Origin of the sequence: Mesorhizobium sp. M0028, from assembly GCF_040323855.1 — a bacterium.
GTDB lineage: Bacteria > Pseudomonadota > Alphaproteobacteria > Rhizobiales > Rhizobiaceae > Mesorhizobium.
Map to the genome: position 1 here is coordinate 678,360 of NZ_JAMYVG010000001.1, position 25,637 is coordinate 703,996.

Annotated in this window: 34 protein-coding genes; 18 read left to right on the forward strand and 16 right to left on the reverse strand. The window is 62.5% G+C overall.

What is annotated here, in order from left to right; all coding sequences use genetic code 11:
* Positions 1–53: 53 nt before the first annotated feature.
* From NKJ93_RS03470 to aat, 5 genes are all read left to right on the forward strand, one after another.
* Positions 54–857 (forward strand): DsbA family protein, encoded by an 804-nt coding sequence (locus NKJ93_RS03470; RefSeq protein ID WP_023717479.1) that lies wholly within the window; start codon positions 54–56, stop codon positions 855–857.
* 163 nt (positions 858–1,020) lie between these two features.
* Positions 1,021–1,455 carry a type II 3-dehydroquinate dehydratase gene (aroQ, locus tag NKJ93_RS03475; RefSeq protein ID WP_352484554.1) on the forward strand — a complete coding sequence of 145 codons (435 nt, stop codon included), beginning with the start codon at positions 1,021–1,023 and terminating at the stop codon, positions 1,453–1,455.
* 26 nt (positions 1,456–1,481) lie between these two features.
* Positions 1,482–1,940 (forward strand): acetyl-CoA carboxylase biotin carboxyl carrier protein, encoded by a 459-nt coding sequence (gene accB / locus NKJ93_RS03480; protein ID WP_023717477.1) that lies wholly within the window; start codon positions 1,482–1,484, stop codon positions 1,938–1,940.
* 19 nt (positions 1,941–1,959) lie between these two features.
* On the forward strand, positions 1,960–3,303 hold the full coding sequence (gene accC, locus NKJ93_RS03485) for an acetyl-CoA carboxylase biotin carboxylase subunit (protein ID WP_352484553.1): 1,344 nt from the start codon (positions 1,960–1,962) through the stop codon (positions 3,301–3,303).
* Positions 3,304–3,318: 15 nt separating this feature from the next.
* Positions 3,319–3,936 (forward strand): leucyl/phenylalanyl-tRNA--protein transferase, encoded by a 618-nt coding sequence (gene aat, locus NKJ93_RS03490; RefSeq protein WP_023717475.1) that lies wholly within the window; start codon positions 3,319–3,321, stop codon positions 3,934–3,936.
* A gap of 112 nt (positions 3,937–4,048) precedes the next feature.
* On the opposite strand, the gene NKJ93_RS03495 is transcribed toward aat, so the two are convergent.
* The 3 genes from NKJ93_RS03495 to NKJ93_RS03505 form a co-directional block, all read right to left on the reverse strand.
* The gene (locus tag NKJ93_RS03495; RefSeq protein WP_023717474.1) at positions 4,049–4,417 is read right to left on the reverse strand and encodes a hypothetical protein; all 369 of its coding nucleotides are present in this window, start codon (positions 4,415–4,417) and stop codon (positions 4,049–4,051) included.
* A 92-nt stretch (positions 4,418–4,509) separates the two neighbouring features.
* Complete coding sequence (locus NKJ93_RS03500; protein WP_352451095.1) at positions 4,510–4,992, reverse strand: DUF2155 domain-containing protein; 483 nt, start codon at positions 4,990–4,992, stop codon at positions 4,510–4,512.
* 158 nt (positions 4,993–5,150) lie between these two features.
* Complete coding sequence (locus NKJ93_RS03505) at positions 5,151–5,549, reverse strand: NADH:ubiquinone oxidoreductase subunit NDUFA12 (protein ID WP_352484551.1); 399 nt, start codon at positions 5,547–5,549, stop codon at positions 5,151–5,153.
* A gap of 245 nt (positions 5,550–5,794) precedes the next feature.
* Between NKJ93_RS03505 and NKJ93_RS03510 the strand changes: the two genes are divergently transcribed.
* The 5 genes from NKJ93_RS03510 (at position 5,795) to NKJ93_RS03530 (ending at position 10,809) form a co-directional block, all read left to right on the forward strand.
* On the forward strand, positions 5,795–6,955 hold the full coding sequence (locus tag NKJ93_RS03510; protein WP_352515793.1) for a helix-turn-helix transcriptional regulator: 1,161 nt from the start codon (positions 5,795–5,797) through the stop codon (positions 6,953–6,955).
* A gap of 207 nt (positions 6,956–7,162) precedes the next feature.
* Positions 7,163–8,563: an ArnT family glycosyltransferase gene (locus tag NKJ93_RS03515; protein WP_352496716.1), complete on the forward strand. Its 1,401-nt coding sequence runs from the start codon at positions 7,163–7,165 to the stop codon at positions 8,561–8,563.
* Positions 8,564–8,603: 40 nt separating this feature from the next.
* Entirely contained in the window at positions 8,604–8,957 is a 354-nt protein-coding gene (locus NKJ93_RS03520; protein ID WP_352515792.1) for a hypothetical protein, read from the forward strand.
* Positions 8,958–9,104: 147 nt separating this feature from the next.
* The gene (locus NKJ93_RS03525; RefSeq protein WP_352515791.1) at positions 9,105–10,316 is read left to right on the forward strand and encodes a hypothetical protein; all 1,212 of its coding nucleotides are present in this window, start codon (positions 9,105–9,107) and stop codon (positions 10,314–10,316) included.
* 151 nt (positions 10,317–10,467) lie between these two features.
* Complete coding sequence (locus NKJ93_RS03530) at positions 10,468–10,809, forward strand: hypothetical protein (protein ID WP_352496719.1); 342 nt, start codon at positions 10,468–10,470, stop codon at positions 10,807–10,809.
* Positions 10,810–10,825: 16 nt separating this feature from the next.
* Here NKJ93_RS03530 and NKJ93_RS03535 read toward each other — a convergent pair whose 3' ends face one another.
* The 4 genes from NKJ93_RS03535 to NKJ93_RS03550 all read right to left on the reverse strand — a co-directional run bounded on the left by NKJ93_RS03535 (position 10,826) and on the right by NKJ93_RS03550 (position 14,308).
* Complete coding sequence (locus NKJ93_RS03535) at positions 10,826–11,314, reverse strand: GNAT family N-acetyltransferase (protein WP_352496720.1); 489 nt, start codon at positions 11,312–11,314, stop codon at positions 10,826–10,828.
* A gap of 1 nt (position 11,315) precedes the next feature.
* Positions 11,316–12,815: an Asp-tRNA(Asn)/Glu-tRNA(Gln) amidotransferase subunit GatB gene (gene gatB, locus NKJ93_RS03540; protein WP_352496721.1), complete on the reverse strand. Its 1,500-nt coding sequence runs from the start codon at positions 12,813–12,815 to the stop codon at positions 11,316–11,318.
* A gap of 190 nt (positions 12,816–13,005) precedes the next feature.
* Complete coding sequence (locus NKJ93_RS03545) at positions 13,006–13,437, reverse strand: CBS domain-containing protein (protein WP_023717464.1); 432 nt, start codon at positions 13,435–13,437, stop codon at positions 13,006–13,008.
* A 100-nt stretch (positions 13,438–13,537) separates the two neighbouring features.
* Positions 13,538–14,308, reverse strand: a complete 771-nt coding sequence (locus NKJ93_RS03550; protein ID WP_023717463.1) for a rhomboid family intramembrane serine protease — start codon at positions 14,306–14,308, stop codon at positions 13,538–13,540.
* Between the two features lie 393 nt (positions 14,309–14,701).
* Here NKJ93_RS03550 and NKJ93_RS03555 point away from each other — a divergent pair, with 393 nt between their 5' ends.
* From NKJ93_RS03555 to NKJ93_RS03565, 3 genes are all read left to right on the forward strand, one after another.
* Positions 14,702–15,340 (forward strand): PAS domain-containing protein, encoded by a 639-nt coding sequence (locus tag NKJ93_RS03555; protein WP_352496722.1) that lies wholly within the window; start codon positions 14,702–14,704, stop codon positions 15,338–15,340.
* Between the two features lie 116 nt (positions 15,341–15,456).
* A complete protein-coding gene (locus NKJ93_RS03560; protein WP_352484542.1) occupies positions 15,457–16,074 on the forward strand; it encodes a PilZ domain-containing protein in 618 nt (205 codons plus the stop codon).
* Positions 16,075–16,296: 222 nt separating this feature from the next.
* Entirely contained in the window at positions 16,297–16,902 is a 606-nt protein-coding gene (locus NKJ93_RS03565) for a transglutaminase-like cysteine peptidase (protein WP_352484541.1), read from the forward strand.
* A 130-nt stretch (positions 16,903–17,032) separates the two neighbouring features.
* On the opposite strand, the gene NKJ93_RS03570 is transcribed toward NKJ93_RS03565, so the two are convergent.
* Complete coding sequence (locus NKJ93_RS03570; protein ID WP_352587623.1) at positions 17,033–17,560, reverse strand: gamma carbonic anhydrase family protein; 528 nt, start codon at positions 17,558–17,560, stop codon at positions 17,033–17,035.
* Positions 17,561–17,578: 18 nt separating this feature from the next.
* Entirely contained in the window at positions 17,579–17,923 is a 345-nt protein-coding gene (locus NKJ93_RS03575) for a DUF6949 family protein (RefSeq protein ID WP_352587626.1), read from the reverse strand.
* Between the two features lie 119 nt (positions 17,924–18,042).
* Between NKJ93_RS03575 and NKJ93_RS03580 the strand changes: the two genes are divergently transcribed.
* A complete protein-coding gene (locus NKJ93_RS03580) occupies positions 18,043–18,774 on the forward strand; it encodes a hypothetical protein (protein ID WP_352587629.1) in 732 nt (243 codons plus the stop codon).
* A 236-nt stretch (positions 18,775–19,010) separates the two neighbouring features.
* Positions 19,011–19,298, forward strand: a complete 288-nt coding sequence (locus NKJ93_RS03585; protein WP_023717456.1) for a GIY-YIG nuclease family protein — start codon at positions 19,011–19,013, stop codon at positions 19,296–19,298.
* Between the two features lie 223 nt (positions 19,299–19,521).
* Here the strand turns inward: NKJ93_RS03585 and NKJ93_RS03590 are convergent, their stop codons facing one another.
* Both NKJ93_RS03590 and cysE read right to left on the reverse strand, forming a co-directional pair.
* A complete protein-coding gene (locus NKJ93_RS03590) occupies positions 19,522–19,725 on the reverse strand; it encodes a DUF3126 family protein (protein ID WP_023674799.1) in 204 nt (67 codons plus the stop codon).
* Between the two features lie 213 nt (positions 19,726–19,938).
* Entirely contained in the window at positions 19,939–20,787 is an 849-nt protein-coding gene (gene cysE, locus NKJ93_RS03595) for a serine O-acetyltransferase (RefSeq protein WP_352587632.1), read from the reverse strand.
* Between the two features lie 161 nt (positions 20,788–20,948).
* On the opposite strand from cysE, the gene NKJ93_RS03600 reads away from it, so the two are divergent.
* A complete protein-coding gene (locus NKJ93_RS03600) occupies positions 20,949–21,569 on the forward strand; it encodes an HD domain-containing protein (RefSeq protein WP_352587634.1) in 621 nt (206 codons plus the stop codon).
* On the opposite strand, the gene NKJ93_RS03605 is transcribed toward NKJ93_RS03600, so the two are convergent.
* The 5 genes from NKJ93_RS03605 to NKJ93_RS03625 form a co-directional block, all read right to left on the reverse strand.
* A complete protein-coding gene (locus NKJ93_RS03605; RefSeq protein WP_352587637.1) occupies positions 21,566–22,066 on the reverse strand; it encodes a GNAT family N-acetyltransferase in 501 nt (166 codons plus the stop codon). The two genes, NKJ93_RS03600 and NKJ93_RS03605, sit on opposite strands and share 4 nt — an antisense overlap.
* A 67-nt stretch (positions 22,067–22,133) precedes the next feature.
* Positions 22,134–22,505: a hypothetical protein gene (locus tag NKJ93_RS03610; RefSeq protein ID WP_352495843.1), complete on the reverse strand. Its 372-nt coding sequence runs from the start codon at positions 22,503–22,505 to the stop codon at positions 22,134–22,136.
* A gap of 133 nt (positions 22,506–22,638) precedes the next feature.
* Positions 22,639–23,406 carry an alpha/beta fold hydrolase gene (locus tag NKJ93_RS03615; RefSeq protein WP_352587640.1) on the reverse strand — a complete coding sequence of 256 codons (768 nt, stop codon included), beginning with the start codon at positions 23,404–23,406 and terminating at the stop codon, positions 22,639–22,641.
* 20 nt (positions 23,407–23,426) lie between these two features.
* A complete protein-coding gene (locus tag NKJ93_RS03620) occupies positions 23,427–23,990 on the reverse strand; it encodes a DUF192 domain-containing protein (protein WP_352587643.1) in 564 nt (187 codons plus the stop codon).
* 19 nt (positions 23,991–24,009) lie between these two features.
* The gene (locus NKJ93_RS03625; protein WP_036244259.1) at positions 24,010–24,606 is read right to left on the reverse strand and encodes a cold-shock protein; all 597 of its coding nucleotides are present in this window, start codon (positions 24,604–24,606) and stop codon (positions 24,010–24,012) included.
* A gap of 216 nt (positions 24,607–24,822) precedes the next feature.
* On the opposite strand from NKJ93_RS03625, the gene gloA reads away from it, so the two are divergent.
* Positions 24,823–25,263 (forward strand): lactoylglutathione lyase, encoded by a 441-nt coding sequence (gene gloA, locus NKJ93_RS03630; RefSeq protein WP_352481131.1) that lies wholly within the window; start codon positions 24,823–24,825, stop codon positions 25,261–25,263.
* Positions 25,264–25,340: 77 nt separating this feature from the next.
* Positions 25,341–25,634: a DUF2218 domain-containing protein gene (locus tag NKJ93_RS03635; RefSeq protein ID WP_352587645.1), complete on the forward strand. Its 294-nt coding sequence runs from the start codon at positions 25,341–25,343 to the stop codon at positions 25,632–25,634.
* Positions 25,635–25,637: the final 3 nt, after the last annotated feature.

The window sequence follows — 25,637 nt, forward strand, 5'->3', positions numbered from 1 at the left end:
TGCGACACAGCCGAACCGAGCGGACCCGAACACAGGCTAGAGGATCGAGGATCATGACCAAGGCAATTCTGCTGGGCACTACCGGAGTGGCAGCCGCCCTCGCCATGCTGGCGTTCGGCTTCGTCGCCGGAAGTCCGCAGACGGCGAAGGCCGGCACGGCGCAGCTTGTCCAGACGGCGTCCTCGGAAACCAAGCTCGACCGCACTGAAGTCGAAGGCATCGTCCGCGACTATCTGCTGAAGAACCCGGAAGTGCTTCTGGAAGCCCAGCAGGCGCTCGAGGCCAAGCAGAAGGAAGAACAGCGCGTCGCCAGTCTCGGCGTCATCAAAGACGCTAAGGACCAGATTTTCAACTCCGCCTTCGACGGCGTTGTCGGCAATCCGAACGGCAAGGTCACCATCGTCGAGTTCTACGATTACAATTGCGGTTACTGCAAACGCGCCATCGATGACATGCGCGCGCTGACCAAGGCCGATCCGGACCTGCGTTTCGTGCTCAAGGAATTCCCGATCCTCGGCCCTGATTCGCAGAAGGCGAGCGTCGTCTCGATGGCCTTCCACTTGATGAAGCCGGAGAAATACGGCGAATTCCACAACGCGCTGCTCGGCGGCCAGGGGCGCGCCACCGAGGCGGCGGCAATCAAGGTGGCGCTGTCGCTCGGCGCCGACGAGGCGGCGCTGCGCGAAAAGATGAAGGACCCGAGCATCACTGAGGCCTTCTCCAAGACCTATGATCTTGCCACCAAGCTCGCCATCACCGGAACGCCGTCCTATGTCGTCGGCAACGAGGTTGTGTTCGGCGCGCTCGGCCAGGAAGTGCTGGCCGAAAAGATCGAGGCGGCGAAGGCCGCACTCTGATTAGCGTTCGGGTTTCGATCAGGCTGCGGGTTTCCGGCGCGGGCCGTTTTCCGGCTGTTGTGGACGGCGAAAGAACGCACTTGCGCTCTTTTCGCCAGCGTCTATGCCCATTATAGAGGGTCCGGCGCGCCGGCTTAGCCGCGCCGGGAAAGGTCGGCATTTTTTGAAAACGGTTTTCGTCCTGAACGGCCCCAATCTCAACGCGCTCGGCAAGCGCGAGCCGGGCATCTATGGCGGCAAGACGCTTGCGGCGATCGCCGACGACTGCAAGCAGGCGGGTGCCGCACTTGGGCTGGAGATCGATTTCCGCCAGTCGAACCATGAGGGCGACCTCGTCGACTGGATCCACGAGGCCGCCGAGAAGGCCGCCGCAATCGTCATCAATCCAGGCGCCTACGGCCACACCTCGATCGCCATTCACGATGCCATCCGCGCCGTCGCGCCGCTGCCGGTCGCTGAGGTGCATCTCTCCAACATCCACGCGCGGGAACCATTCCGCCACGTCTCCATGGTCGCGCCGGTCGCTGTCGGCATGATCTGCGGGTTCGGGCCGCTCGGCTACACGCTGGCGCTGCAGGCGCTGGCTGCACGCCTATGACCGGCCAACAAACAGAAGGCTCGAAAATGTCGATAAAGAAGAACGGTGTTGACCAGCAGCTGATCCGCGACCTGGCGGGCATACTGAACGACACCAACCTCACTGAGATCGAGGTCGAGCTGGGCGATCTGAAGGTGCGCGTCTCGCGGCAGGCGCCGGCCGTCCATGCGATCGCCGCAGCGCCGCCAGCCTATGCCCCGGCAGCAGCGCAGCCTGCGGCAGCGGCCGCGCCGGCGACGCCCGACGTGTCGAAGAACGCCGTCGCCTCGCCAATGGTCGGCACCGCCTATCTGGCACCGTCGCCCGACGCCAAGCCGTTCATCGAAATCGGCCAGAAGGTCAAGGAAGGCCAGACGCTGCTGATCATCGAGGCGATGAAGACGATGAACCAGATCCCCTCGCCGCGCGCCGGCATGGTGACGGCGATCCTGTTCGAAGATGCGCAGCCGGTCGAATACGGCATGCCGCTCGTCGTGATCGAGTAGAGCCGGGAACAGGCGAAAGATGTTCCAGAAAATCCTCATCGCCAATCGCGGCGAAATTGCCCTCAGGGTGCTGCGCGCCTGCAAGGAGCTTGGCATCCAGACGGTGGTGGTGCATTCGACCGCCGACGCCGACGCCATGCATGTGCGTCTCGCCGACGAGAGCGTCTGCATCGGCCCGCCGCCGTCGCGCGACTCCTATCTCAACATCCACCAGATCGTCGCCGCCTGCGAGATCACCGGTGCCGACGCGGTGCATCCCGGCTACGGTTTTTTGTCGGAGAATGCCAAGTTCGCCGACATCCTCGCCGCGCACAACATCACCTTCATCGGCCCGACCGGCGACCATATCCGCATCATGGGCGACAAGATCGAGGCCAAGCGCACCGCAAAGCGCCTCGGCATTCCCGTGGTACCCGGCTCCGACGGCGCGGTCACCGAGGAAAAGGAGGCCAAGCGCATTGCCGCCGAGATCGGCTACCCCGTGATCATCAAGGCGTCGGCCGGCGGCGGCGGGCGCGGCATGAAAGTGGCGCATAGCGAGGCCGACCTCGAGGTGGCGCTGCAGACGGCACGCTCGGAGGCGGGCGCCGCCTTCGGCGACGACGCCGTCTATATCGAGAAGTATCTGCAGAAGCCGCGCCATATCGAAGTGCAGGTGTTCGGCGACGGCGCCGGGCGCGGCGTGCATTTCGGCGAGCGCGACTGCTCGCTGCAGCGCCGCCACCAGAAGGTCTGGGAAGAAGCGCCCTCGCCGGCGCTCAATGCCGAGGAGCGCGCACATATTGGCGGCGTCTGCGCCAAGGCGATCGCCGATCTCGGCTATTCCGGCGCCGGCACCATCGAATTCCTTTATGAGAACGGCGAGTTCTATTTCATCGAGATGAACACGCGCCTGCAGGTCGAACATCCGGTGACCGAGGCGATTACCGGCATCGACCTCGTGCACGAGCAGATCCGCGTCGCCTCGGGCGGCGGGCTTTCGGTGCGCCAGGAAGATATCCGCTTCCACGGCCATGCTATCGAATGCCGCATCAATGCCGAGGATCCGCGCACCTTCACCCCCTCGCCGGGCACCATCACCCACTTCCACACGCCAGGCGGCCTCGGCATCCGCGTCGATTCCGGCGTCTATTCCGGCTACAAGATCCCGCCCTACTACGACAGCCTGATCGGCAAGCTGATCGTGCACGGCCGCAACCGCGTCGAGTGCATGATGCGGCTGCGACGCGCGCTCGATGAATTCGTGGTCGACGGCATCAAGACCACGCTGCCGCTGTTTCGCGACCTCGTCGGCAACGCCGACATCGCCAATGGCGACTACGACATCCACTGGCTGGAAAAATATCTGGCCAAAGGCGAGTGACACAGGGGCGACGCGATGACCCGCCCCTACGCACCCGGCTATCGCATCCCGACCGACCTGTTGCTCAAAGCCTATGCCTCCGGCGTCTTCCCGATGGCCGAAAATGCCAATGACCCCGAGGTGTTCTGGGTGCGGCCGGAGACGCGCGGCATCATTCCGCTCGACGGTTTCCACATCCCGAAGAGCCTGAGGAAGACGATCCGCAAGGATCTGTTCGAATTCCGCATCGATTTCGATTTCGAGGCGACGATCGACGCCTGCGCCGAAAGACGCGAGGAACGGCGGTCGACCTGGATCAACGCACCAATCCGCGAAGCCTATGTCGAGCTGCATCGGATGGGCCATTGCCATTCGGTCGAGGCCTGGCACGACGACCGGCTGGTCGGCGGGCTCTACGGGGTGTCGCTCGGCCGGGTGTTCTTCGGCGAGAGCATGTTTGCCAGGGAGACCGACGCCTCGAAGGCCTGTCTGGTTCATCTGGTCGAGCGCCTGAAGGCGCGCGGCTTTGCGCTGCTCGATACGCAGTTCACGACCGAGCATCTCAAACGTTTCGGCGCAATCGACGTGCCACGTGGCAAGTACGAGAAGATGCTGGCCGAGGCGCTAAAGGGCGAGGCTGTGTTTTTTCCGTGATCTAGAACGGTTCATCGTTTCACGGAAACGCCGAACCGGTCTATTTTGTGTTTTGACGCAATTCCGCACGGAAAACCGTTCACACTTTTCCTGGAATTGCTCTACCGGCCGGTCAGCCCTTGGTCGCCGTCACCAGCGGTGTCTGTGCATGGAACATCATCTTCCAGCCATTGACGCGGTGGACATAGCCGGTACTGACCAGTGCTGCATAGGCTTCGCCATTTTGCCGGGTCGCACGCGCCTCGTAGGTCAGCATGACGATGTCGCTGCCGGGCTCGATGATGCCCTTGAGGTCGATGTCGAGCTCGCGCCAGCGCTTCGGCTCCGTCGCGGTTTTGGCCAGATCGGCGTTGCTCATCACCCGCGCCATCTGCGGGAAGGCCACCAGGCATTCGGTGTCGGCGTTGGCCTTGAAATAGTCGGCGTCGCCGGTCCAGAATCCCTTTTCGATGTCGAGAAGCTCGCTTTTGTTGGCCATCATCATGGCAACCTCCTCCCTAGAGAGGCCCCAACGCTCAGGCAACAAGGCGGTTCCGCAAGACGCGGCGTATCTATCCGCCGCGCTGACAGGTTCTAGTTGGTTTTGGGGGCAGCGGGCGCCGGCACGTCGGACTTCTGCTTGCAGCCCTTCAGCCAGATATCATAGACGGCGTGCTCGACGGCGTTGATCCCGGGGCTTTCGGCAAACATCCAGCCGGTGAAGATACGGCGGATTTTCCGGTCGAGCGTGATCTCGTCGACCTCGACGAACGAATCCGTCTTCGGCTCTTCGTTTTCGGGCCGCGAATAGCAGATGCGCGGCGTCACCTGCAAAGCGCCGAATTGCACCGTCTCGTCGATATAGACGTCGAAAGTGATGATGCGACCGGTGATCTTGTCGATACCGGCGAATTCAGCGACGGGATTGGTGATGCGCTCGGATACTGCCGGTGCTGCAGGCGCCACCGACGCGTCCGGCGCAGGCGGCGCCAACTCCTGCGCAGCAGCAAGCGCCACCATAGAAGCGAGAACGACCGCGGTTAATCCGCCCGTCAAAATTCGGCTGAACATGCTCATGCAAGGTCCGGTGGTTTGCGCCCGGGTGATTCTCTTAACGCCAAGGCTAGTTGCTGCTGTCGGATCAGCAAACAGCTAAACAGCAATTGTGGCGACAAAGGACCGCGCCCGTGGGGACACGGTGCCTGTGGGAACCGCGCGCGTGTCGCGGCGATCGATCACGAACCGGGCGTCCAGGCGTCGTAGTCGCCCGTCACCTGCGGACGATGCTGGTTGGTCAGCACCGAGCCCTTCGGGCGATAGGCTGCGGGGCTGCCGGTGAGGTTCGGCACATGCGGCTTTTGCCAGTCGCGGGGCTTGTAGTCTTCCGTTGGCGGCGCAACGTCGACACGGTGATGGATCCAGCCATGCCAGCCGGGCGGAATCGCCGAGGCTTCCGAATAGTCGCGGTAGATGACCCAGCGGCGGGTGCGGCCTTCCGAATCGACGCCGCCCTCGTAGTAGACGTTGCCGACCTCGTCCTGCCCGACCATCTTGCCGTGCCGCCAGGTGTGGAAGCGCGTTCCCAGCGTCTGGCTGTTCCACCAGGTGAAAAACTGCAGAAGGAAAGTTTTCATCCAAATCCTCGTGGCAAGTCCTTGTAGCAAGTCCTCGCGGCGCCTGTTCCTGCTTATGGCGTCACGGCATTGCGAAGGCAAGGGTCTTGCCGCAACCGACGAGCAAATGGCTGGCGGGCAAACTATACGTTCATGCGATCCTCGCGTCCGCGCGAAGCAGATGAAATGGGTTGTTGGCAACCTTACGCAGCGTTATTCTAGGAATGATGCTTCGTCGCCTCAAGGGCGGCAAATGAGAGGGGCTCATGTCATCGCTGGCGGGCACGGCCGGTCGCGCATTGCCGCAGGTCGTTGAGGCGATCTACGATTCGATTGCCGACGTCGGCCGCTGGCAAGCGACACTCGAGGCCATCTGCAGCCTGGCGGAAGGCCAGCTTGCCATGCTCGCCGTCATCGACACGATCAGCAGTTCCGCGCGGTTTTCGGTGTCTTGCGGCGATCCCGCAGTTCTTGAGCCGTTGAAGCATGACTACGGCTCGCAAGTGCCGTTCTATGCGGCGGTTCCCAAGATGGAGATCGACGTGCCGTTCACTGTCGATTCGATCTACGCCCTGCAAGGTCCGGATACGCGACAGAGATGGCTCGAAAGCCGCATCGTGCGCGAATGGGTGCAACCCAACCGGCTGGACGATTTCTTCTGGGTGGCGTTGATGAAGCGGCCGATCCGGATCGGCACGCTGATGGTGGTTACCGACAAGGACAGGCGCCAGATTTCCAGCGAGGACCTCGAGCTTGTCTGCCTGCTGGCGCCGCATGTGCGGCGCGCGGTGACCATCGGCGACCTGTTCGAGGCGGAGCGGCGCAAGGCCGAAATCTTCCGTTCCATCATCGAAAGCCTTGACCATCCCGTGCTGATCGTCGCCGAAGACATGACCATCATCTTCGCCAACCCGACAGCCGAAGCGCTGCTCGCCGAAAACATCTCGGTCGCTTGCGTGCGCGGACAGCTTTCCTTCACCTATGCCAACGCCAATGCCGCGATCGGCCGTGCCGTCCAGCTCGGCACGCGCGACGAATTCGCGCTCGGACCTTGCGGCATCAACATTCCGCTGGCCAAGACGGCCGTTCCGGCGGTGGCCCATGTGATGCCGCTGGCGCGGCGTGAAATCTCGGCGCGTATCTCGCAGCGCGCCGCCGCGGCTATCTTCATCGCCGCGGCCGGTTCGGCACCAATCCCGGCGCTGGACGCCATTGCGGCGCTGTTCGGACTGACCGCGGCAGAAAGGCGCGTCGCCGGTCATGTTGCCGCCGGCCTGACGCGAAAGGAAATCGCCGCGGCCGGCGGCGTCTCGGACGGCACCGTCAAGTCGCAGCTGGCGACGATCTTCGACAAGACCGGTACCGGCGATCAGCGCGAGCTCGAACTCTTGATGCGCGAATTGTCGCCGCCGTTGCGCTCCAGTTGATTTGCGCAGATCCCCCGGACCGGCCGTGGTCCAAAAGGCTCGGCCGGTAAGTTTTCCAAGCCTTTAAGAACATCATCCGCAAAATCTGCAAAACGAAACCGGCATCGTTGCAATTCGGCCAAAATCATGGTGCGGTCGTTCGCGGTCCAGAAACGCGGCACTATGCTCGGCTGGAAAGAAAATGGTTTCTGGCGCGGATCTCGATCTTTGATACCGACATCTACCGAGCGGCTGCTCCCCTACCTTTTCCTGCTTGGGCTGATCGTCATCGCGGTCGCTTTCCGGCCACTGCTGCCCGTCGACGAAACGCGATATCTCAGCGTCACCTGGGAAATGTATCTGAGCGGACAGATCTTCGTCCCGACGATGAATTTCGCGCCCTATCTGCAGAAGCCGCCGCTGCTGTTTTGGCTTATCGACCTTGTCTGGACCGTTTTCGGCGCCAGCCGGCCGGCGGCGATGCTGGTCATCTTCGCCGCCTCCTCACTCGTCATCTGGCTGACGACGGCTTTGGCAAGGACCCTGTTTCCCGGCCGCGACGACATCGCACGGCGCGTCCCCTGGCTGGTCGTCGGAAGCAGCGTGTTCGTCATCTATTCGACGCTGATCCTGTTCGACCTGTTGCTGACGGTCTTCGTGCTCGCCGCGCTGTTGTCGTTGATTGCCTTTGCCCGGAGCGGCGACCGCTGGCAGGCCGTTCTGGCCGGGTTGTTCATCGGCATGGGCGTGCTGACGAAAGGCCCGGTGGTGCTCATCCATATCGGCGCGCCCATCCTGTTCTACCCGTTCTGGCGCGACCGGCGGGCGGGACTGGCGACACCGAACTTCCTCGTTGGAGTGGGCCTGGCAGTGCTCGCCGCGCTAATTCCGGTGGCGATCTGGCTGGTGCCGGCGACCATCCTGACAAAGGGCAGTTTCGTCTATGATCTGGTCTGGAACCAATCGGCGGGGCGCGTCACCGGCAATTTGCGCAATTCGCACGGCCGGCCGTTCTACTTCTATCTGCTGCTGCTGCCGGTCATGTTCATGCCGTGGATTTTTATACCCGAGGTATGGCGATTGAAGCTGCGCACGCGGATACGCAGCCTGATCGAGACGAAGTCGCCCGATCTGCGCGCCTTGCGCTTACTGTCGTTCTCGTTCGTTGCCGTGTTGCTGGCGTTCAGCGCGATATCCGGCAAGCAGCCCCACTATGTCGTGCCGATGTTGCCGTTCGTGACCATCCTGTTCGGGTATTTCATGGCGGAGATCCCGCTCGCCAGGCTGAAAAGCTCGGCCGTCGTCATGCTTGTCATTTTCGGCATCGGCCATGCGGTGGCATCGGCAACCGCGTTCAAACGCTATGACCTGACGCCGCTCGCCAACTTCGTCGACGAGCGAAAGGATGCGGACTGGGCCGTGGCTTTCGACTATCAAGGCGAAGTCGGCTTCCTGGCCCGGTTGCAAAAGCCATTCGAAACCACCGACAAACCGGAAGAATGGCTTGGCTCGCATCCCAGCGGCTATGTCATCGACAAGGTTTCCAAGGATCCCGGCACCGCAGGGCAAATCGCGTTCCGGCTTCGCGTCGAACGCGGCTATCTCGTCGTGCTGAAGGGACAGCATTGACGATCGTTACCGGTTTGCCAATTCATCTCCCGCACGGGAGATGAAGGCGTTGCTGCTCCGTGGTTCCATCGCTCGATTGAACCGGGAGGTATTCATGCGCAAGCTCATCTCGACGACGCTTTTTGTCTTATCGCTCGCTGTGGCCGGCGTTGCTGCCGATCCGGCATGGAGCTTCAAATGTCAGTCCGGTACGATCGGGCAAGGCAGTTGCTCCTGCTCCGGGACCGCCGACTGCACCGACATGCGGCATTCGAAAATGTGCAAGGGCGACCTGAATTGCGGTTCGGGCAAATGCTCGTGCACGGCCGCGTTGGTAGTCGACCCAGGTCCGAAAACCCCCAAGCCCAAGGTCGTCGCGCCGAAGGCGACGACCAAAGGCGTCGTGAAGCAGTAGCCATCCAAGCCGAAAGGACGGCGGCCCGACGTCGCTAGGCCCGCCCGATGTTTTCGCGGTTCATCCCCCGTGCGGGCGATGAACCGCCAGCGGACAAATGCTGCTGTCTAGCCGGAGGGTGGTTTCCAACGACAGAGCGAGGATACCATGTTGAAAACCTGCACGATGCTGTTCTTCGGTCTGATGGCGGCCACCGCGGCCGCCCAGCCGCCGCCTTCGGGGCCGCCGGTTGCCAGTGCGGCACTTGCCCCATGCAACCCCACACAATCGAACAGGCCCTGCAAAGCCGAACTCGGCGTGTTCCTGATCACCAACACCGTCCGCAACCTGGCGCAGGCCAAGGTCGACGCCACCAACGCACAGCTAGCCGCCCAGGGACGATCATCGCGCGCATCGATCGAATCGCTGAAGCAATGGCGGCCGTCGCGCTTTGCGACGCAGATGCTGAACCAGCCGAACAGCTGGTTTGTCAAAGTTCCCTATATCCTCACCATCAAGGTCTCGATCCCGCTGACGTCCGACCGTCACATCGGCATTCCCATAGACGTCAACGTCTTCTGCAGCCGCTGGCAGACCGATTCCAGCCAGGTCATCATCCGCTCGCAACCCGGCCCGGCGAGCTTCGAAGGCGGCAACATCCTCGAAGATGTTTTCAACATCGGCAACTACATCGATGCCCAGGTACGCAGCTCGTTTTCGGCACCCCTGCCGGTGACGACGCCGGTTCCGAATTCGAAATGCTCGGCAATCGACGGGTCCGATGCCGGCACGCAAGCCACCGGCGACGATCTCATCTTCTGGACGGTGCCGCGACGCAACCTGATTGTGACGGACGCCATAGCCAAGCCGACGGTTGAAGTGACCTTCGACAGCCTCACGCGTCTGGCGGCCCGCGACTTCCATAACAATGTGGTCTATGCGGAATCCGAGGCCATTAACCTCAATGTCTACGCCAATGAGGACGGCCTTCAGAAGGCGCTGACGATGCGCGAAGGCGACGTGGCTGCGCTGAACCTTCCCGCACTCAGGCTCGACGCGCGAAAATACGATTCGCTGGTCGTCATCGGCAATGTCGACCAGCCGCCGAACGATCCCAGAGACAGCGCCTTCGCGGTAGCGGCCAAGAGTGCGGGATTCGGTGCCGGTTCCAAGATCATGCAGATCCCGAAGTGGTATTCGAGGCCTCCGGACCAGTTCAATCACAAGCCTACATGGATCAGAGTTCCGGGCTACGAGCTGCACTATACGGTGCGCTATCTCAACAGCGGCGGGCTGGCCGTCGACGGTGGAGCCAGTGCGGTCCGGCCACCAAAAGTCGCCGTTCCGATAAAGACGCTCATCAAGCCGAAAATGCCCTGACGCGGTCGCTCGCGGATGACGGCTGCGGTTCGGACCGCTGCCCCCATCCCCCGCGCGGCAGATGCGGCAGCGCCGGCTTCATGGCCTGATCCTGCGGGAACAAACGCGCCGCTTCGCCACGAGCGAGCGGCGCCATCGATGGAGACAAACGATGCTGCACCTTCCCCACACCATGCCCGCCGCCCGGATCATTGCGGCAATCTCACTGCTTGCTTTCCCGAACTTCCTGCCGCCGGTCACGAGCCCGGCGAACGCGCTGCCGGTCAGCCAATCCTGCCGGATCACCACCTACTACAAGACGGCGGCGAAGGCGACGGAGGTTGGCGTGCGCTCGACGTGCCAGGGCGTCAAAAAATGGGGCGTCACCTCGAAATATTACGAGGTCGAAAAAATCGAAGCCGCTACGCCGCCGCACACGTCGGGCGGCGGCGGCAGCCTGCCGTGCGAGTTTCTCGCCGCCGGCTGCTCCAACCTGCCTGTGAAACGCAACTGAGCGTCAGGCGAACGAGCTAGCCGATCGCCTTCTCCAAAACCAGCGCCGGCAACCCTGTGGCGCCGCCGCAATCGGCCGTGTCGCCGGCGGGCAAGAACCCTCTCGAGCGGTAGAAGGCGATGGCCGGGGCATTTGCTTCCTCGACCTCGACGCGTAGCGTTCGGGCCTCCGGAAAGCTGGCCTCAATCTCGTCCAGCAGCGCCTGGCCGATGCCTTGCCTCTGCCAGGCCGGATGCACGTAAAGCTGGTTCAGCATGACGATCCTGGCATCCGTGGTGGCGGCGGCGAAAGCCATGCCGCCGATGCTTTTGCCGTCGTCGGCGACTAGGAACTCCGAGTTCGGCCGCGTCAGCCGTGCTTTGAGCGCGGCGATCGAATGCCATTCATCGGTGATTTCGGTAACCCGCGCCGCGCCGTAGATGGCGTCATAGGTGGCATGCCATGTCTCGATCAGCAATGCGCGCACCGCCGCCAGATCGCGCTCGCCGGCGGTGCGGACGAACATCCTACTCGATCCCGAGCTTGGCCTTGACCAGCTCGTTGACCGCCTGCGGATTGGCCTTGCCGCCGGTCGCCTTCATCACCTGGCCGACGAACCAGCCGGCCATGGTCGGCTTGGCACGCGCCTGCTCGACCTTGTCCGGGTTGGCCGCGATCACCTCGTCCACCGCCCTTTCGATGGCGCCGGTGTCGGTGACCTGCTTCATGCCACGGCTTTCGACCAGCTGACGCGGATCGCCGCCCTCGTTCCAGACGATTTCGAACAGATCCTTGGCGATCTTGCCGGAGATGGTGCCTTCCTTGATCAGGTCGATGACGGCACCAAGCTGGTCGGGCGAAACAGGAGCGTTTTCAATATCCTTGCCGGCCTTGTTCAAGGCCCCCAGGAGGTCGTTGATGACCCAGTTGGCGGCGAGCTTGCCGTCGCGCCCGGCCGCCACCTTCTCGAAATAATCGGCGACCGCCTTTTCCGATACCAGGATCGAGGCATCGTAGGTCGACAGGCCAAGCGAAGCGATCAGCCGAGCCTTCTTGGCGTCGGGAAGTTCCGGCAGGTCCTTTGCCAACTCGTCGACATAGGCCTGGTCGAATTCCAGCGGCAGAAGATCGGGATCCGGGAAATAGCGGTAGTCATGCGCTTCTTCCTTGGAGCGCATCGAGCGCGTCTCACCCTTGTTGGGGTCGAACAGCCGCGTTTCCTGCTCGATCCTGCCGCCGTCCTCGAGGATGGCAATCTGGCGGCGCGCCTCATAGTCGATGGCCTGGCCGATGAAGCGGATCGAGTTGACGTTCTTGATCTCGCAGCGCGTGCCGAATTCGCCGCCGGGCCGGCGCACCGAGACGTTGACGTCGGCCCGCAACGAGCCTTCGTCCATATTGCCGTCGCACGTGCCGAGATAGCGCACGATGGTGCGCAGCTTGGTGACATACGCCTTGGCTTCATCGGCGGAGCGCATATCCGGCTTGGAGACGATCTCCATCAGCGCCACGCCGGAGCGGTTGAGATCGACATAGGACATTGTCGCATGCTGGTCGTGCATCGACTTGCCGGCATCCTGCTCCAGGTGCAGGCGCTCGATGCCGATCTCGATGTCCTCGAATTCGCCCTGCCGGTCCGGGCCGACCGAGACGATCACCTTGCCCTCGCCGACGATCGGCTGCTTGAACTGCGAGATCTGGTAGCCCTGCGGCAGATCGGGATAGAAATAGTTTTTCCTGTCGAAGACCGATTTGTGGTTGATCTCAGCCTTCAGGCCCAACCCGGTACGGATCGCCTGCTTGACGCATTCCTCGTTGATGACCGGCAGCATGCCGGGCATCGCCGCGTCGACCAGGCTGACATTGGCATTGGGCGCGGCGCCGAAAATGGTCGACGCGCCGGAAAACAGCTTTGCCTGCGAGGTCACCTGCGCATGGACCTCGAGGCCGATGATGATCTCCCAGTCGCCGGTGGCGCCGGGAACCAGGCGCTTGGCGTCGGGCGTGCGGGTATCGATGAGGGTCATAGTGGCCTGCATAGTGGAATTGCGGATATGCGAGAACGCATATTTTGATGTGCAACTTCGCTAGTGCAAACCGCCAAGAGAGACAAGCGCAAAGCCGCGGGCGCCGACGCGGCACAGGCCCGCACCTGCCGCGATGGACTGCTATAGCAGCTTGAAAAAATTCAATGGCCGGCAACCCGGCCGCCCTCACCTATGCCGTGGCGATATAGGCCCTGATTTCCTCGGCCTCGCGCTCGACATCCTCGATGCGCCGCTTGACCACGTCGCCGATCGACACGATGCCGTCGAGCAGCCCGTTCTTTTCCACCGGCAGATGGCGGAAGCGGCCCTTGGTCATGATCTCCATGACCTCGTTGACGGTGTGGTTCTCATTGCAGATCTTCACCTTGGGCGTCATCGCCGAGCGGATGGCAAGGTCGAGCGCCGCCGCCCCCTCCTTGGCGAGAACCCGCACCACATCGCGCTCGGAAAGAATGCCGACGATCTTGTGATCGCCGTTGGTGATGACCAGCGCGCCGATCCTGTGTTCGGAAAGCATGCGGATGGCTTCGCTGAGCTTTTCGTTCGGCCCGAGCGTCACCACGTCGTGGCCTTTTGCCTCGAGAATTGCCTTAACAGTCATGGCGTCCTCCTCTGCATTTCCTGCCGGCTCCTGCCTTGGCCGGCTTTCCCTAGTATGAACATGGTGCGCCGCGATCGGTTTCATTTCAAGTGCGGAGGTCTCAGGTGTCCGGCTCGTCCGCCTGTTGCAGCGCCTGCTCTCGCCGATCAAAGAACCGCAGGCCGAAGAAGCCGGCAAGAAAGCCGCCAATATGGGCTTCCCAGGCGATCTGGCCGTCAATGCCGGGCGCCAGGCCGAAGAGGCCGGTCGCCAGGTTGATCACCATCCACATGGCGAGAAAGGTGACGACGCCGCGCGAGCGCAGCACCGCCGCCATCGGCAAAGGCTGGCCGGCGAAGGCGGCCTTGCCCGACGAGCGGTCGATGCGGAAGCCATAGCGCGCCGCCGCACCCATCATGCCGGAAATCGCGCCGGAGGCGCCGACCAGCGGCGCTTCGCCAAGCGGATGCATGGCCCAGAACAGCGCCACCGCCGCCAGTCCGGTCGCGGCGAAGAACAGGCTGAAGCGCAACGCGCCGAAGCGGTTGGCCAGCGGTGAGCCGAAGGCCGCGAGCCACACCATGTTGATGGCAAGATGGGCAAAACCGCCATGCAGAAAGGCATAGGTAAAAGGGCTTGAAAACGCGAAGAAATCCAGGTCGAAGCGGCCGGAATAGCGGATCGGCACAAAGGCTGCCCGGACAAGCAGTTCGAAGTCCTGGTCGTCGGTCAGCCAATAGACCCGGATCAGATGGACGGCGACGCAGATGCCGATCACCGCCAGCACCACGGGCGGCAGGTTGAACACCGGTTCACGGCGTTGCTCCGGTTCGCGGGCGGCAGGCCCACTTTCGCCCTGCTCGATCTCCGGTGGGCTTTCTGGGTCGCTCATATGGCTTGCACTCAGTCGCTGGATTGGACTTCGCGAGCATGTAGATCACGGCCAACCGAATCACAAACGGCGAATCAGCAGCTCCGAATCAAAAAAGGAAGCCGTCCAAGGTTTCCCTTGAACGGCTGGTCGAGCCCCCTTGCTCCCCCTGAACTCTTGACTGAAGTGCTGCCGATCGTCGCAAAACGACCGCTTCTGGAGTGGTTTTGGTGTGCCACAGGCCTGGCCAGCGCGCAACGTAAACCAGTTGTTAACCTTAACCGCCCCGACCCGTGAACAAGTATTAACGATGCTGGCACGCATCCTGCTCCGCAACGCATGTAGGTCTTCGGAGGGCGCCCTTCTGTTCACCGATGGGACATCAGAAGACAGAATGCGCGGAGCAGCATTAGCATGAACCAGACCGGATCGATCACGCTGTTCCATTATTGGAACCGATTGCGTGACGGACGCCCTGCCCCGAAACGCTCGGAAGTCGAACCGGCCGACATCAAGTCGCTGCTGGCCGACACGTTCATCCTGGAAAAGGACACGCGCGGCGAAGCAGTGTTCCGGCTCGCCGGCACCAGGCTCTGCGCGGCCTATGGCCGCGAACTCAAGGGGTTTTCATTCCCTTCGCTGTGGCGCGAGAAGGACCAGCGGCTGATTTCGAAGCTGACCGATGGCGTCTTCGACCTGAAATCGGTGGTGCTCATCACCTATGAGGGTTTCAGCCGCAACGGCCGTTCCAACAGGTTCGAGCTGCTCGCACTGCCGCTCGACGGCGGTGTCGAGAGTCCGCGTTGCCTCGGTGTGATAAGCGCCGTTGAAAAGCCCTTCTGGCTGGGTGCCGACCCGGTTCTCGACGCGTTGATCGATTCGATCCGTGTCGTCGATCCCGACAAGGAGCCGATGTTCCTGAAGAACCGGCCGGCGATAGAGGTTCCCTCGCTCGCCCCATCGGAATTCGACCCGCCCGAGACGATTTCGGCGCTCGGCCAGGCCCGCCGCATCCGTCACCTGGTCGTCTTCGACGGCGGACGCGAGGAATGATGCCCAAAGCTTAAAGCAACAGCGCCGGGCTTTCCCCTTTGTTAACCTGCTTTGTTGTAGTTTTCCGCTGAAATTCCCCGCATCCATGCGCGGAATGCCGAAGGGGTATGGCAGTCATGAGGTCAGCGGCGGTCGACCATGCGCCGTCCCAAGCTGAAAGGCGTAACTTTCAGCGCGTCCGCGTGAAGATTTACGGACGCTTCATGCTGGAAGACCGCACCGAACATCCCTGCCAGGTGGTCGACATGTCGCCCGGCAACGTTTCACTGCGCACCGAGCGTGCCGGCCTGCCGGGTGAAAAGGTCATTGCCTATATCGATCACATCGGCCGAATCGAGGGCGTCATCACCCGCACTTTGCAGGATGGCTTTGCGATGACCGTCATCGCGTCGGACCGCAAGAGGGACAAGCTCGCCGCGCAACTGACCTGGCTTGCCAACAAGCACGAGCTCGACCTGCCGGAAGACCGCCGCCATGAACGCGTGGCACCGCGCAACCCGACGAGCGTGCTGCAACTTGCTGACGGACGGCAGTACCAGTGCCGCATCATCGATCTGTCGCTGTCGGGCGCCGCGATCGAGATCGACGTCAAGCCGGCCATCGGCGTCCAGGTAACGCTGGGCACCATGCGCGGCCAGGTGGTGCGCCATTTCGAAGATGGCGTCGCCATCGAGTTCGCCGTCATCCAGCGGCCGGAAACGCTCGACACCGAATTCAGCTCGCCGCGCGGCTGACGCGAAAGTTTTAGCACCATCGCGAAGGATCGCTATCCTAGCTGTTCGAACGGTGCGACGAAGCATGGGAATGCACCCGGCTAGAATCCTTAAATAATTCTATACTCAATTGCATCCAATTTTATGTTTATTCTACTGGCGTTTTACTTAATGTCTACTTCGCGCTTTTGCGTCAAATAAATCCAGCCGTGTCATTGTCTCCTCAAACGGGGAGACTGAATAATGAAAAAGACGAGGGGCAAGCTGTTGCTGGCGGCAATAGCGATGCAGCTTTTCGGCTGGGGGACTGCAAACGCGGCGGAGCCGGCCTTCATGCACACCGGCGGTCGCACCACGCAGCCGGTCGGTCACTACGAATTGTGCCAGCAGCTTCCGCAGGAATGCAATCAGAGGACGCCGAACCGGGCACCGGTCGAGCTCACCCGCAAGCTGTGGGCAACGATCGTCAAGATCAACAATTCGGTCAACAGCAAAGTGGCGCCGCGCACCGACATGGAAATGTGGGGCAAGGAAGAAGTCTGGTCGTTTCCCAAAGGCTTCGGCGACTGCGAGGACTATGCGCTGGAAAAGCGCCGCGAACTGATGAGCATGGGCGTGCCGGCCGGCGATCTGCTGATGACGGTGGTGCGCCAGCGCAACGGCGACGGCCATGCGGTGCTGACCGTGCGCACCAGCCTTGGAGAGTTCATCCTCGACAATCTCCAGCCCAAGGTGCTGTCCTGGACCAAGACCAGTTACACCTACCTGAAGCGCCAGTCCGACCGCAATTCCGGCGCCTGGGTAACGATCAACGACGGCCGCTCCGACGCGGTCGCCAGCGTCCGCTGAGGACGCGACGGAAAACCCGGTCGAGTCCCCACCCTCCCCGTCCCCAACGACCGGGTTTAGGAGCCGGCCCCGTCCCCGGGCCGGCTCCACCATTTCTGGGCTTGCGATAGGCGGCCTTCACTGCCTGGCGCTAGACCTTCTTCAGCCCCGCCCTGAACCGCCTCCCATTGGCGACATAATGCGCGGCGGACGCGCGCAGCCTGGCGATTGCGGCTTCGTCGAGCGTCCTGACGACGCGCGCGGGCGAGCCGACGATCAGTGAATTGTCGGGGAATTGCTTGCCTTCGGTGACCAGTGCACCAGCCCCGACCAGCGAGTTGTTACCGATCTTCGCGCCGTTCAGCACGATGGCGCCCATGCCGATCAGGCTGTTGTCGCCGATCGTGCAGCCATGCAGCAAGGCACGGTGGCCGATCGTGCAGCCTTGGCCGACGGTTAGCGGAAAGCCGGCGTCGGTGTGCATGATTGTATGCTCCTGCACGTTGGTGTCGGCGCCGATGACGATCGGCTCGTCGTCGCCGCGGGCGCCGACCCCGAACCAGAAGCCGGGGTTGCGGCCGATCCTGATATTGCCGATCAGCGTGGCGTCGGGCGCGATCCAATTGCTGTCGGCGTCCTCGAAGGTGGGCGCTTTTCCGTCAATCGCGTAGATCGGCATCGCTGTCTCCAGATTGTCTCACACCGACAAGGTGCCAGACCCTAGAAGCGAAGCCGCCCACGACGCAATGGCGATCACCACCATGCCCAGCGCCAGCGCCCAGATGGTCGCCGTACAGCCGCAGGAGATCAGCCCCAGCACCGAGATGCGACGCTCCCGCCAGGCGTCCAGCGCCTCGTTGACGAACATCAGCGGCCCGGCGCAAGCCGTCGCGGCGAGCGAGCGCAGCATGTGCTTCGACGATACATAGGGCTGGACGAAGGCAAGCTTGCGGCCGGCGACCACTTCCATCGCCGATCCGGCCAGGCCGCAAGCCGTCAGCCCAGCCATAAAACTGAATATGATTTGTTCGACCGGGCTCATCTTTACCCTCCGTTTACCATGAAATCGCACAGTCGCCTGCAAAAGCTGCGTAGCAAGAGCCGTGCCGCGCCGAGATGTGCCGTTCAGGCACACCGATGGGACGGCAAACGAGGATCGCGATGAAGCAGGCAGCCGCCACAGAGGGCCCGCAACTCAGCGTCGTCGATTCGACGCTGATGAAGCGGGTGTTTTATGCATTCGCGACGCTGGCGCTGCTTTCGGTGGCGATCAGCCTTGGCGGCAAATGGTTCGGCCGCTCGATCGCCATGGCCGGGTACACCGACGACACCACGGTCCACGAGGTCGTCATCGGCAACAACATCATCGCCGTGCCGGCCAATGTCATCCGCTTTGCCCAGGCCCGGCGCGACGGCATCGCCTCGCGGCTCGACCTCTATCTGCGCTATCCCGAGATGGACGGCTACAGCGAGGCTGCCCGCAACGACTTCAACCACACCGCACCCAGCAAGGACATCGTTTTCCTGTCGTTCGAGCCGCAGATGATGTCGCGCGACATGAGCGGCCGCTTCGCGCCGATCTACCGCGCGCTGATCCCCCAGCCCGGCACGCCCGGCCCTGGCGGGACGCTGCTTTACGCCTTCAGTGAAAAATCAGGCTATCTCAACGAAGTGCTGGCGGTCGCCAACCGCCCCGGCAAGGATCCGTTCGTTGCCCGCTGCCTGAGCGGGCCGAGCGCGGACGAATCGCTGGCGCCCTGCGAACGCGACATCCTGGTCGGCGACAATCTCAGCCTTACCTACCGCTTCCCCCGGGAATTCCTGGGCGACTGGCAGGCGCTCGACGCAGCGATTTCTGGCGAGGCAACGCGTGTGCTGAAGGCAGGGCGATAGGGCTTGATCCTTTGACCGACCCTGAAGGGCTGAGGGCTGGAGCCCCGGCCAATCGGGCTACCAATCTCCAGGGTTTGCGATTAGCTGTGGGCCCACCACGCCTTCGTCATCCTAGGGCGGAGCAGGAGCGAAGCGACGTCGCGGAGACCCTAGGATCCATGCCGTTACGCCAGTCGAAGAATGCAGCGGCTCAGAACGGTGCTTGCATCCGCAACAATGCCTACTACCCTTCAGCCATGACGGGCTATGCCTACATGACTGCAAGCCAGAAGCGCGGCACGATCTACATCGGTGTCACCAACGACCTCGGCCGCCGCATGCCGGAGCACAAATCTGGCGAAGGCTCGCGCTTCACCAGCCGCTACGGCGTACAGCGTCTGGTCTGGTACGAGGACCATTTCGACATTCGCGACGCCATCCAGCGCGAGAAGTCGCTGAAGCGCTGGCCACGCCGGTGGAAGATCGAGCTGATCGAGAAGACCAATCCAGAGTGGTTCGAACTTTTTCGCGGGACTGGTTGGTAGAGGACGCCCAGCCGGTGCCAAGAAGCATTCGATTCTGGTCAGAGCGGAGCACTGCCGCGAGGTAACGGCATGGCTCCCAGGGTCTGCGCCGCGTCGCTTCGCTCCTTGCTCCGCCCTGGGATGACGAAGGGAGGGATGCTCCAGCCAGTCTCCGAGGTTTGCGCTCCGCCATCAGGCGGTCCCGCCTGCAACAAGCAGGTCCGGCCAGCACCAAATTCCCGGCTCAGGCCAGATCGATATCGAGGATCGCCATCGAGAAATTATAGTCGCCGTCGTCCTCGTCCTTGAAGACGATGCCGAGGAACTCGTCGCCGACATAGACCTCGGCCGAATCTTCCTTGCGCGGCCGCGCCTTCACTTCGAGTTTGGGGTTCTGGAAGGTGCGTTTGAAATAGGCGTCCAGCTTTCTGATTTCGTCCGGCTTCAACAGTCTTCTCCGATCGTCGCTTGCTCAAGTGCGTCGCGTCTGAAGAGATCGATGCGACGCGCTTTAAATCTTGCTTCATGCATGTCGCTATCCCAAAACAGCTGGGCACTATTGGGCGACATGCATTGGTGAGCGCGCTTCTGGCACGTCGACAATGGCCATGTAAAGGCAAGCCGGCATAGAGGGCAGGAATTCAGCCCCCTGCTCGAGCGCTCAGATGTCGAAGCTGACGACGTGGTCCATCGCCTGCGACGGCAACAGCTGGTCCATCTGCCGCGAAGGCTGGTCGCAGCCGGTCTCGCCGACGACGCGGGCCGGCACGCCGGCAACCGTCTTGTTGTGCGGCACCGGCGACAGCACCACCGAGCCGGCCGCGATCTTGGAGCAATGGCCGATCTCGATGTTGCCGAGGATCTTGGCGCCGGCGCCAATCAGCACGCCATAGCGGATCTTGGGATGACGGTCGCCGCCGGCCTTGCCGGTGCCGCCCAGCGTGACGCCGTGCAGGATCGACACGTCGTCCTCGATCACCGCCGTCTGGCCGACGACGAGGCCGGTGGCGTGGTCGAGGAAGATGCCCTTGCCGATGCGGGCGGCCGGATTGATGTCGGTCTGGAACACCGAGGACGATCGGCTCTGCAAATACAGCGCGAAATCCTGGCGGCCCTGGTTCCACAGCCAATGCGCCAGCCGGTGCGTCTGGATGGCATGAAAACCCTTGAAGTAGAGCACCGGCATGATGAAGCGGTCGCAGGCCGGATCGCGGTCGTAATAGGCCTGGATGTCGACGCGCACCGTCGTCGACCAGTCCTTGTCGTCGGCCGCCATCGCCTTGAATGTCTGGCGGATGAGGTCGGAGCCGATGTCCTGGTGGGCGAGGCGCTCGGCCAACCGGTGGATAACCGCTTCTTCCAGGTTTTCCTGATTGAGGATGGTCGAATAGAGGAACGCCGCCAGCAGCGGATCGCGGTTGACCGCTTCCATTGCTTCATCGCGGATCGAACGCCAGATCGGATCTACCGGCTGCACCCTGGTGGGACGGGAAATCGTAACGCTGTTCATCTGATGTCTCCGGCCATCCAATGTCTCAGGCCATCCAATGTCTCGGCTTGGCGGCTTGCCTATTCTCCGGCCGCACCTATAAGCCAGATCATAGCACGGGTGAACTCAATTTTCCTTAGTGCTTCGTCAAATGGATTTGGTTGGCGGAATTTCAAGCAGCCATGGAAAACGCAACCTTGATGGACGAGACCCTGAAGCGCGAGCTTTCCGCGCTGTATGACGCCGCGGATCGCCACTACCACGACCTTGGCCACATCGAGGCGATGCTGGCGCTAGCCAACGATTACAAGGCATTGCTGCATGATCCTGAAGCAGTCGAAGCGGCGATCTGGTTCCACGACGCGATCTACGACAGCCGCGCCAAGGACAATGAGCCGAGGAGTGCGGTACTTGCCGAGACAAAGCTCGCCGGCCGCGCCGATGCACAACGCATCAGTCGCATCGCAGCGATGATCACTGCCACCGCCAGCCACGAATTGCCGCCCCTTGGCGACCAGCATTCCGTTCGTGACGCGGCGCTGTTCCTCGACATGGACCTGGCGATCCTGGGTGCCGCGCCTGACGTGTTCGACGCTTACGAACAGGCGGTTCGCCGCGAATATCAGTGGGTCGATGAGCCGATGTGGCGGGCCGGCCGTGCCGCTGTCCTAAAGGGCTTCCTCGCGCGTCCGCATATCTTCCATAGCGAGGAATTCCGCCGGCGCTTCGAAACGCAGGCCCGGCAAAACATGGCGCGCTCGGTCAGGGCGCTTGGCGATAACCTCAGCTCAGACAAATCCTAATCCGGAAACGTCTCCATGCGCTGCGCATAGGCCTTGAAACCGGCTCGCCCGTAGACAGATCGCGCGCCCGGATGATCGTGGGTATCGGTGTTGAGCCAAACCCTTTCGGGTTCATGCGACCAGACGGCGCGCAGCGCCCGGTCGAGCAGGTACGGCCCAAGCTTGCGGCCCTGAAGAGCCGGAACGACCCCGAAATGGGCCAATTCGACAACCGGCTCGCCGACGCCCGTGAATTCGCATAGGCCGGCTGCTTCGCCGTCGACGCGCAGGACATGGATATGCGTCGACGGGCTGGCGAGAAGGCGCTCAAGGTCGCCCAAGGGCATGCGCAGCCGCTGATCCCATTGCACAGGCTCGCCAACGGCGCGGTAGAGGCTGATGTAATCAGCGACGCCAAGCGTTTCGCGCATCACCGCCGCGCCCGGTGCCGGTGCGGCAAAGCCGCCGCCGGACGGCGGCTCGGTCATCTCCAGATAGGTGACGACAAGATCGACCATGGCAACTCGCGCAGATTTGAAGCTGAGGGGTCGCGTCGGTCGCTTGCCTGCCGGAGGCTTGTCGAGATCAGGTGAATGCGCCAAAAGTCGATGCCATTGCCCACAGCATGAACCCCCCGGCCGCAAGCGACGCGCCATTGACCACGATGCCAGCCAGGCCGAGCACACGATTGTCGTCTGGGCGCCCCACGGCCATCAAGCCGAAGACCACGCCGATAAGATGTGCCAAAGGGCCGGCCATAAAAAATACCGCAGCGAAGAAGCCCGTCGCACTGTTCTGGAGCAGTGGGGAGGCGTCGCTCGGCATTGCTATCAACGCGGTGATCGCAATCGCCCCTGTCGCCAATGCGGCCACCGCTAGAACAACGGACCATTCGCCGAACCTGCTTTTCGCAACGACGCCCGGCAAAGCGGCGTCGCTTCTTCCCCATTGTGCCATCGTACCCCCCTGCCCTCGTTCAGCGCGTGGCGGGTTTGAACCGATCCACAAGTCGCGCTTATTTACTGCTGTATCGTTGCAAAACCGCTAAGAACCCAGCTTCAGGCCCTATGGCCGCTTTGGGAGCCGTCCATCAAAGCGGATGCTCTGCATAAAACTCCAGCACACGCTGCTTGAAGGTCTTGTCGCCGACCGCCAGCATGTGGTCGCGACCTTCGATATGAAAAGCCCTGGCATTCGGCATCAAGGCGGCGAGTTCGTCCGGCGAGCCGCCGATGTCGTCCTTGGTTCCCACCGCAATCAAGGTCGGCTGGGCAATGCGGGCAATGTCGGCCTCGCTCAGCAATTCGCGCGAGGTGGCGATGCAGGCGGCGAGCGCCCGGCGATCGCTGCAGGTCTGGTCGGCGAAGGCGCGGAACGAGCGGCCGCGCGGGTCGCTGGTGCCTGCCGGATCCTCGGCCAGGAGGGCGTCGGCTATCGGATCCCAATCGCCGACGCCGTCGATCATGCCGATGCCGAGACCGCCGAAGACCAGCGTCGCCACCTTGTCCGGGTTGGAGAGCGCCAGGAAGGCCGATATGCGCGCGCCCATCGAATAACCCATGACATGGGCGCGTTCGATGCCGAGATGGTTCAAAAGCGCTGCCGCGTCGGACGCCATTTTTGCCGGCGTATAGTCCGCTTCATCATAGCTCTTCGACGACGAGCCATGGCCGCGATTGTCGAAGGCGATGGCACGGTAGCCGGCATCGTTCAGCGTCTTGAACCAGCCGGGCGACACCCAGTTGACGTAATGGCTCGAGGCAAAGCCGTGGATCATCAGCACCGGATCGCCCTGCCCCGATGCCGGCTGGCGGTCAAGGAAAGCAAGGTCGAAACCGTCATGGGAAAAGAACTGCATCGGCCGAAGATCCTGCCCGTTCAGTCGGAATCGACATTCGGCGCATCGCCCTTGTCGGGCGGCGGCATGGCCGGCCCCGGCGCCGTGCCGATGGCCGGATGGCGCAGCAGGTCGCCGTCCTTGATGCCCTTTTTGGCGGCGGTTCCTGCCTTGAGCTCGAGCACGAAGCGCACCGGTTCGTCCGGCGAGATGATCGCCTCCGACTGCGGCTCGCCTTGCTTGATCGCCCGGATCCGGCCGTCCTGGCCGACGAAGATCAGGTCGAGCCGCAGCGGCGTGTTCTTCATCCAGAAACTCACATCCTGCGGCGCACCGAAGACGAACAGCATGCCGTGATTGTCGGCCATGTGCCGGCGGAACATCAGGCCGGCCTCGCGCTCGGCGGGCGTGTCGGCGATTTCGACGGAAAAAGAACGCTCGCCGGCCTTCGTCACCGCGACCAGCGGCGCCGGGTCGACGGGAAGGATCATCGCCTTGCCGTCGGCCGAACTCGGTTGCTGAAAATAGAAGAAGGCGCTTGTGGCGACGATGAGGAAAATCCCGGCGCAGAGCGCGCCCGCCGTCAGCCGGTTCCTGTGAGCCATATGAAATCCTCGGCCGGAACTAATGCGAGACCGGCAAGGTACCCATATCGGGGTGAATTTCGGCAGCCATAAGGCCTTTGTCGCCGCGTCCGAAGCGGACCAGCACCACCTGGCCCGGACGGAGTTCGGTGATGCCGTAGCGGCGCAGCGTCTCCATGTGGACGAAAATGTCCTCGGTGCCCTCGCCCCGGGTCAGAAAGCCGAACCCCTTGGTGCGGTTGAACCATTTCACCAGCGCCCGTTCGAGGCCGCTTTCCGGCGTCACCGCGACATGGGTGCGCTGCTCCTGCAGCTCTGCCGGATGCACCGCTGTGGTGACATCCATCGAGAGCACGCGGAAAGCCTGCAGCCCGCGCTCGCCCTGCTTGACCAGGCAGACGACACGGGCGCCTTCCAGGGCGGTCTGAAAACCGTCCTTTCGAAGGCACGTCACATGGAGGAGGATGTCGCCCGAAGAACCATCATCGGGAAGGATGAAACCGTAGCCCTTGGCCACGTCGAACCATTTGATGGCGCCGGCGATTTCGACGAGATCGGCCGTATCGGCGCTCTCATCCCGCTTCAACGCATCGTTACCGGCCCCGTCCCGCCCCATGAAAGAGGCCTTTTCCCCCATAAGAACGCCCCCTTTTTTCAAGAAACACCGCAACTGATTCTTGACACCAGATTAACACCGCGGCTTCCGGTGTGTGCAAGACCTGACGTGCCTTTTTTCACGGTTCCATACAGGAATAGCGGATTTGTCGTTTGCCGGCGCCGGCAAGCGTGGCCAATTGCCCTTTGGCCGGGCCGCCCCTATGTTGCGCCGCAACGCAACATACGGAGGAAATCCATGCGCTATCTGCATACCATGGTCCGCGTCGCCGACATCGATGCTTCGCTCGATTTCTACTGCAACAAGCTTGGCCTGAAGGAAGTGCGCCGCCACGAAAGCGAGCAGGGCCGCTACACGCTGATCTTCCTCGCCGCGCCCCAAGACGAGCAAAGCGGCATCAGCGAGAAAGCGCCGCTGGTCGAGCTGACCTACAATTGGGATCCGGAAGACTACAAGGGCGGCCGCAATTTCGGCCATCTCGCCTATGAGGTCGACGACATCTACGCCACCTGCCAGCGGCTGATGGACAATGGCGTCACCATCAACCGGCCGCCGCGCGACGGCAACATGGCGTTCGTCAAATCGCCGGACGGCATCTCGATCGAGCTGTTGCAGAAAGGCCCGGCAAAGCCGAAGGCCGAGCCCTGGGCGTCGATGCCGAACACCGGAAGCTGGTAACCGATCACGCCATCTTGAGCGGACGTCGCCTGGCCCTGGTTCGGTTTCGCGTCCGCATTCCCAAGGAGAATTCATTCATGCCGACCAGCCATGTCGACGTCGCCACCGAACATGCCAGCCGCTATCTGCCGCAGCTGTGCAAACATTGGGCGCACAAATTCCCGGTCGAATTCGACCCGAACCACGGCACCATCGATCTGACGCTCGGCCGCACTATTCTCGATGCCGACCCGACGGCGCTGCATATTGCGGTGACGACCGACGAGGCCGCCTCGCTCGAGCGCCTGGAAACGGTCGTCGCCGACCACATCAAGCGCTTCGCCTTCCGCGAAGAGCTGGCATTCGACTGGAAACGCGCTCCGGCCGCGTAGACG

Coding starts and splice junctions, on each gene's coding strand:
- NKJ93_RS03470 (WP_023717479.1), top strand. CDS start 54: ATGACCAAGGCAATTCTGCTGGGCACTACCGGAGTGGCAGCCGCCCTC.
- accB (WP_023717477.1), top strand. CDS start 1,482: ATGTCGATAAAGAAGAACGGTGTTGACCAGCAGCTGATCCGCGACCTG.
- accC (WP_352484553.1), top strand. CDS start 1,960: ATGTTCCAGAAAATCCTCATCGCCAATCGCGGCGAAATTGCCCTCAGG.
- aat (WP_023717475.1), top strand. CDS start 3,319: ATGACCCGCCCCTACGCACCCGGCTATCGCATCCCGACCGACCTGTTG.
- NKJ93_RS03495 (WP_023717474.1), bottom strand. CDS start 4,417: ATGATGGCCAACAAAAGCGAGCTTCTCGACATCGAAAAGGGATTCTGG.
- NKJ93_RS03500 (WP_352451095.1), bottom strand. CDS start 4,992: ATGAGCATGTTCAGCCGAATTTTGACGGGCGGATTAACCGCGGTCGTT.
- NKJ93_RS03505 (WP_352484551.1), bottom strand. CDS start 5,549: ATGAAAACTTTCCTTCTGCAGTTTTTCACCTGGTGGAACAGCCAGACG.
- NKJ93_RS03510 (WP_352515793.1), top strand. CDS start 5,795: ATGTCATCGCTGGCGGGCACGGCCGGTCGCGCATTGCCGCAGGTCGTT.
- NKJ93_RS03520 (WP_352515792.1), top strand. CDS start 8,604: ATGAAGGCGTTGCTGCTCCGTGGTTCCATCGCTCGATTGAACCGGGAG.
- NKJ93_RS03525 (WP_352515791.1), top strand. CDS start 9,105: ATGTTGAAAACCTGCACGATGCTGTTCTTCGGTCTGATGGCGGCCACC.
- NKJ93_RS03530 (WP_352496719.1), top strand. CDS start 10,468: ATGCTGCACCTTCCCCACACCATGCCCGCCGCCCGGATCATTGCGGCA.
- NKJ93_RS03535 (WP_352496720.1), bottom strand. CDS start 11,314: ATGTTCGTCCGCACCGCCGGCGAGCGCGATCTGGCGGCGGTGCGCGCA.
- gatB (WP_352496721.1), bottom strand. CDS start 12,815: ATGACCCTCATCGATACCCGCACGCCCGACGCCAAGCGCCTGGTTCCC.
- NKJ93_RS03545 (WP_023717464.1), bottom strand. CDS start 13,437: ATGACTGTTAAGGCAATTCTCGAGGCAAAAGGCCACGACGTGGTGACG.
- NKJ93_RS03550 (WP_023717463.1), bottom strand. CDS start 14,308: ATGAGCGACCCAGAAAGCCCACCGGAGATCGAGCAGGGCGAAAGTGGG.
- NKJ93_RS03555 (WP_352496722.1), top strand. CDS start 14,702: ATGAACCAGACCGGATCGATCACGCTGTTCCATTATTGGAACCGATTG.
- NKJ93_RS03560 (WP_352484542.1), top strand. CDS start 15,457: ATGAGGTCAGCGGCGGTCGACCATGCGCCGTCCCAAGCTGAAAGGCGT.
- NKJ93_RS03565 (WP_352484541.1), top strand. CDS start 16,297: ATGAAAAAGACGAGGGGCAAGCTGTTGCTGGCGGCAATAGCGATGCAG.
- NKJ93_RS03570 (WP_352587623.1), bottom strand. CDS start 17,560: ATGCCGATCTACGCGATTGACGGAAAAGCGCCCACCTTCGAGGACGCC.
- NKJ93_RS03575 (WP_352587626.1), bottom strand. CDS start 17,923: ATGAGCCCGGTCGAACAAATCATATTCAGTTTTATGGCTGGGCTGACG.
- NKJ93_RS03580 (WP_352587629.1), top strand. CDS start 18,043: ATGAAGCAGGCAGCCGCCACAGAGGGCCCGCAACTCAGCGTCGTCGAT.
- NKJ93_RS03585 (WP_023717456.1), top strand. CDS start 19,011: ATGACGGGCTATGCCTACATGACTGCAAGCCAGAAGCGCGGCACGATC.
- cysE (WP_352587632.1), bottom strand. CDS start 20,787: ATGAACAGCGTTACGATTTCCCGTCCCACCAGGGTGCAGCCGGTAGAT.
- NKJ93_RS03600 (WP_352587634.1), top strand. CDS start 20,949: ATGGAAAACGCAACCTTGATGGACGAGACCCTGAAGCGCGAGCTTTCC.
- NKJ93_RS03605 (WP_352587637.1), bottom strand. CDS start 22,066: ATGGTCGATCTTGTCGTCACCTATCTGGAGATGACCGAGCCGCCGTCC.
- NKJ93_RS03610 (WP_352495843.1), bottom strand. CDS start 22,505: ATGGCACAATGGGGAAGAAGCGACGCCGCTTTGCCGGGCGTCGTTGCG.
- NKJ93_RS03615 (WP_352587640.1), bottom strand. CDS start 23,406: ATGCAGTTCTTTTCCCATGACGGTTTCGACCTTGCTTTCCTTGACCGC.
- NKJ93_RS03620 (WP_352587643.1), bottom strand. CDS start 23,990: ATGGCTCACAGGAACCGGCTGACGGCGGGCGCGCTCTGCGCCGGGATT.
- NKJ93_RS03625 (WP_036244259.1), bottom strand. CDS start 24,606: ATGGGGGAAAAGGCCTCTTTCATGGGGCGGGACGGGGCCGGTAACGAT.
- gloA (WP_352481131.1), top strand. CDS start 24,823: ATGCGCTATCTGCATACCATGGTCCGCGTCGCCGACATCGATGCTTCG.
- NKJ93_RS03635 (WP_352587645.1), top strand. CDS start 25,341: ATGCCGACCAGCCATGTCGACGTCGCCACCGAACATGCCAGCCGCTAT.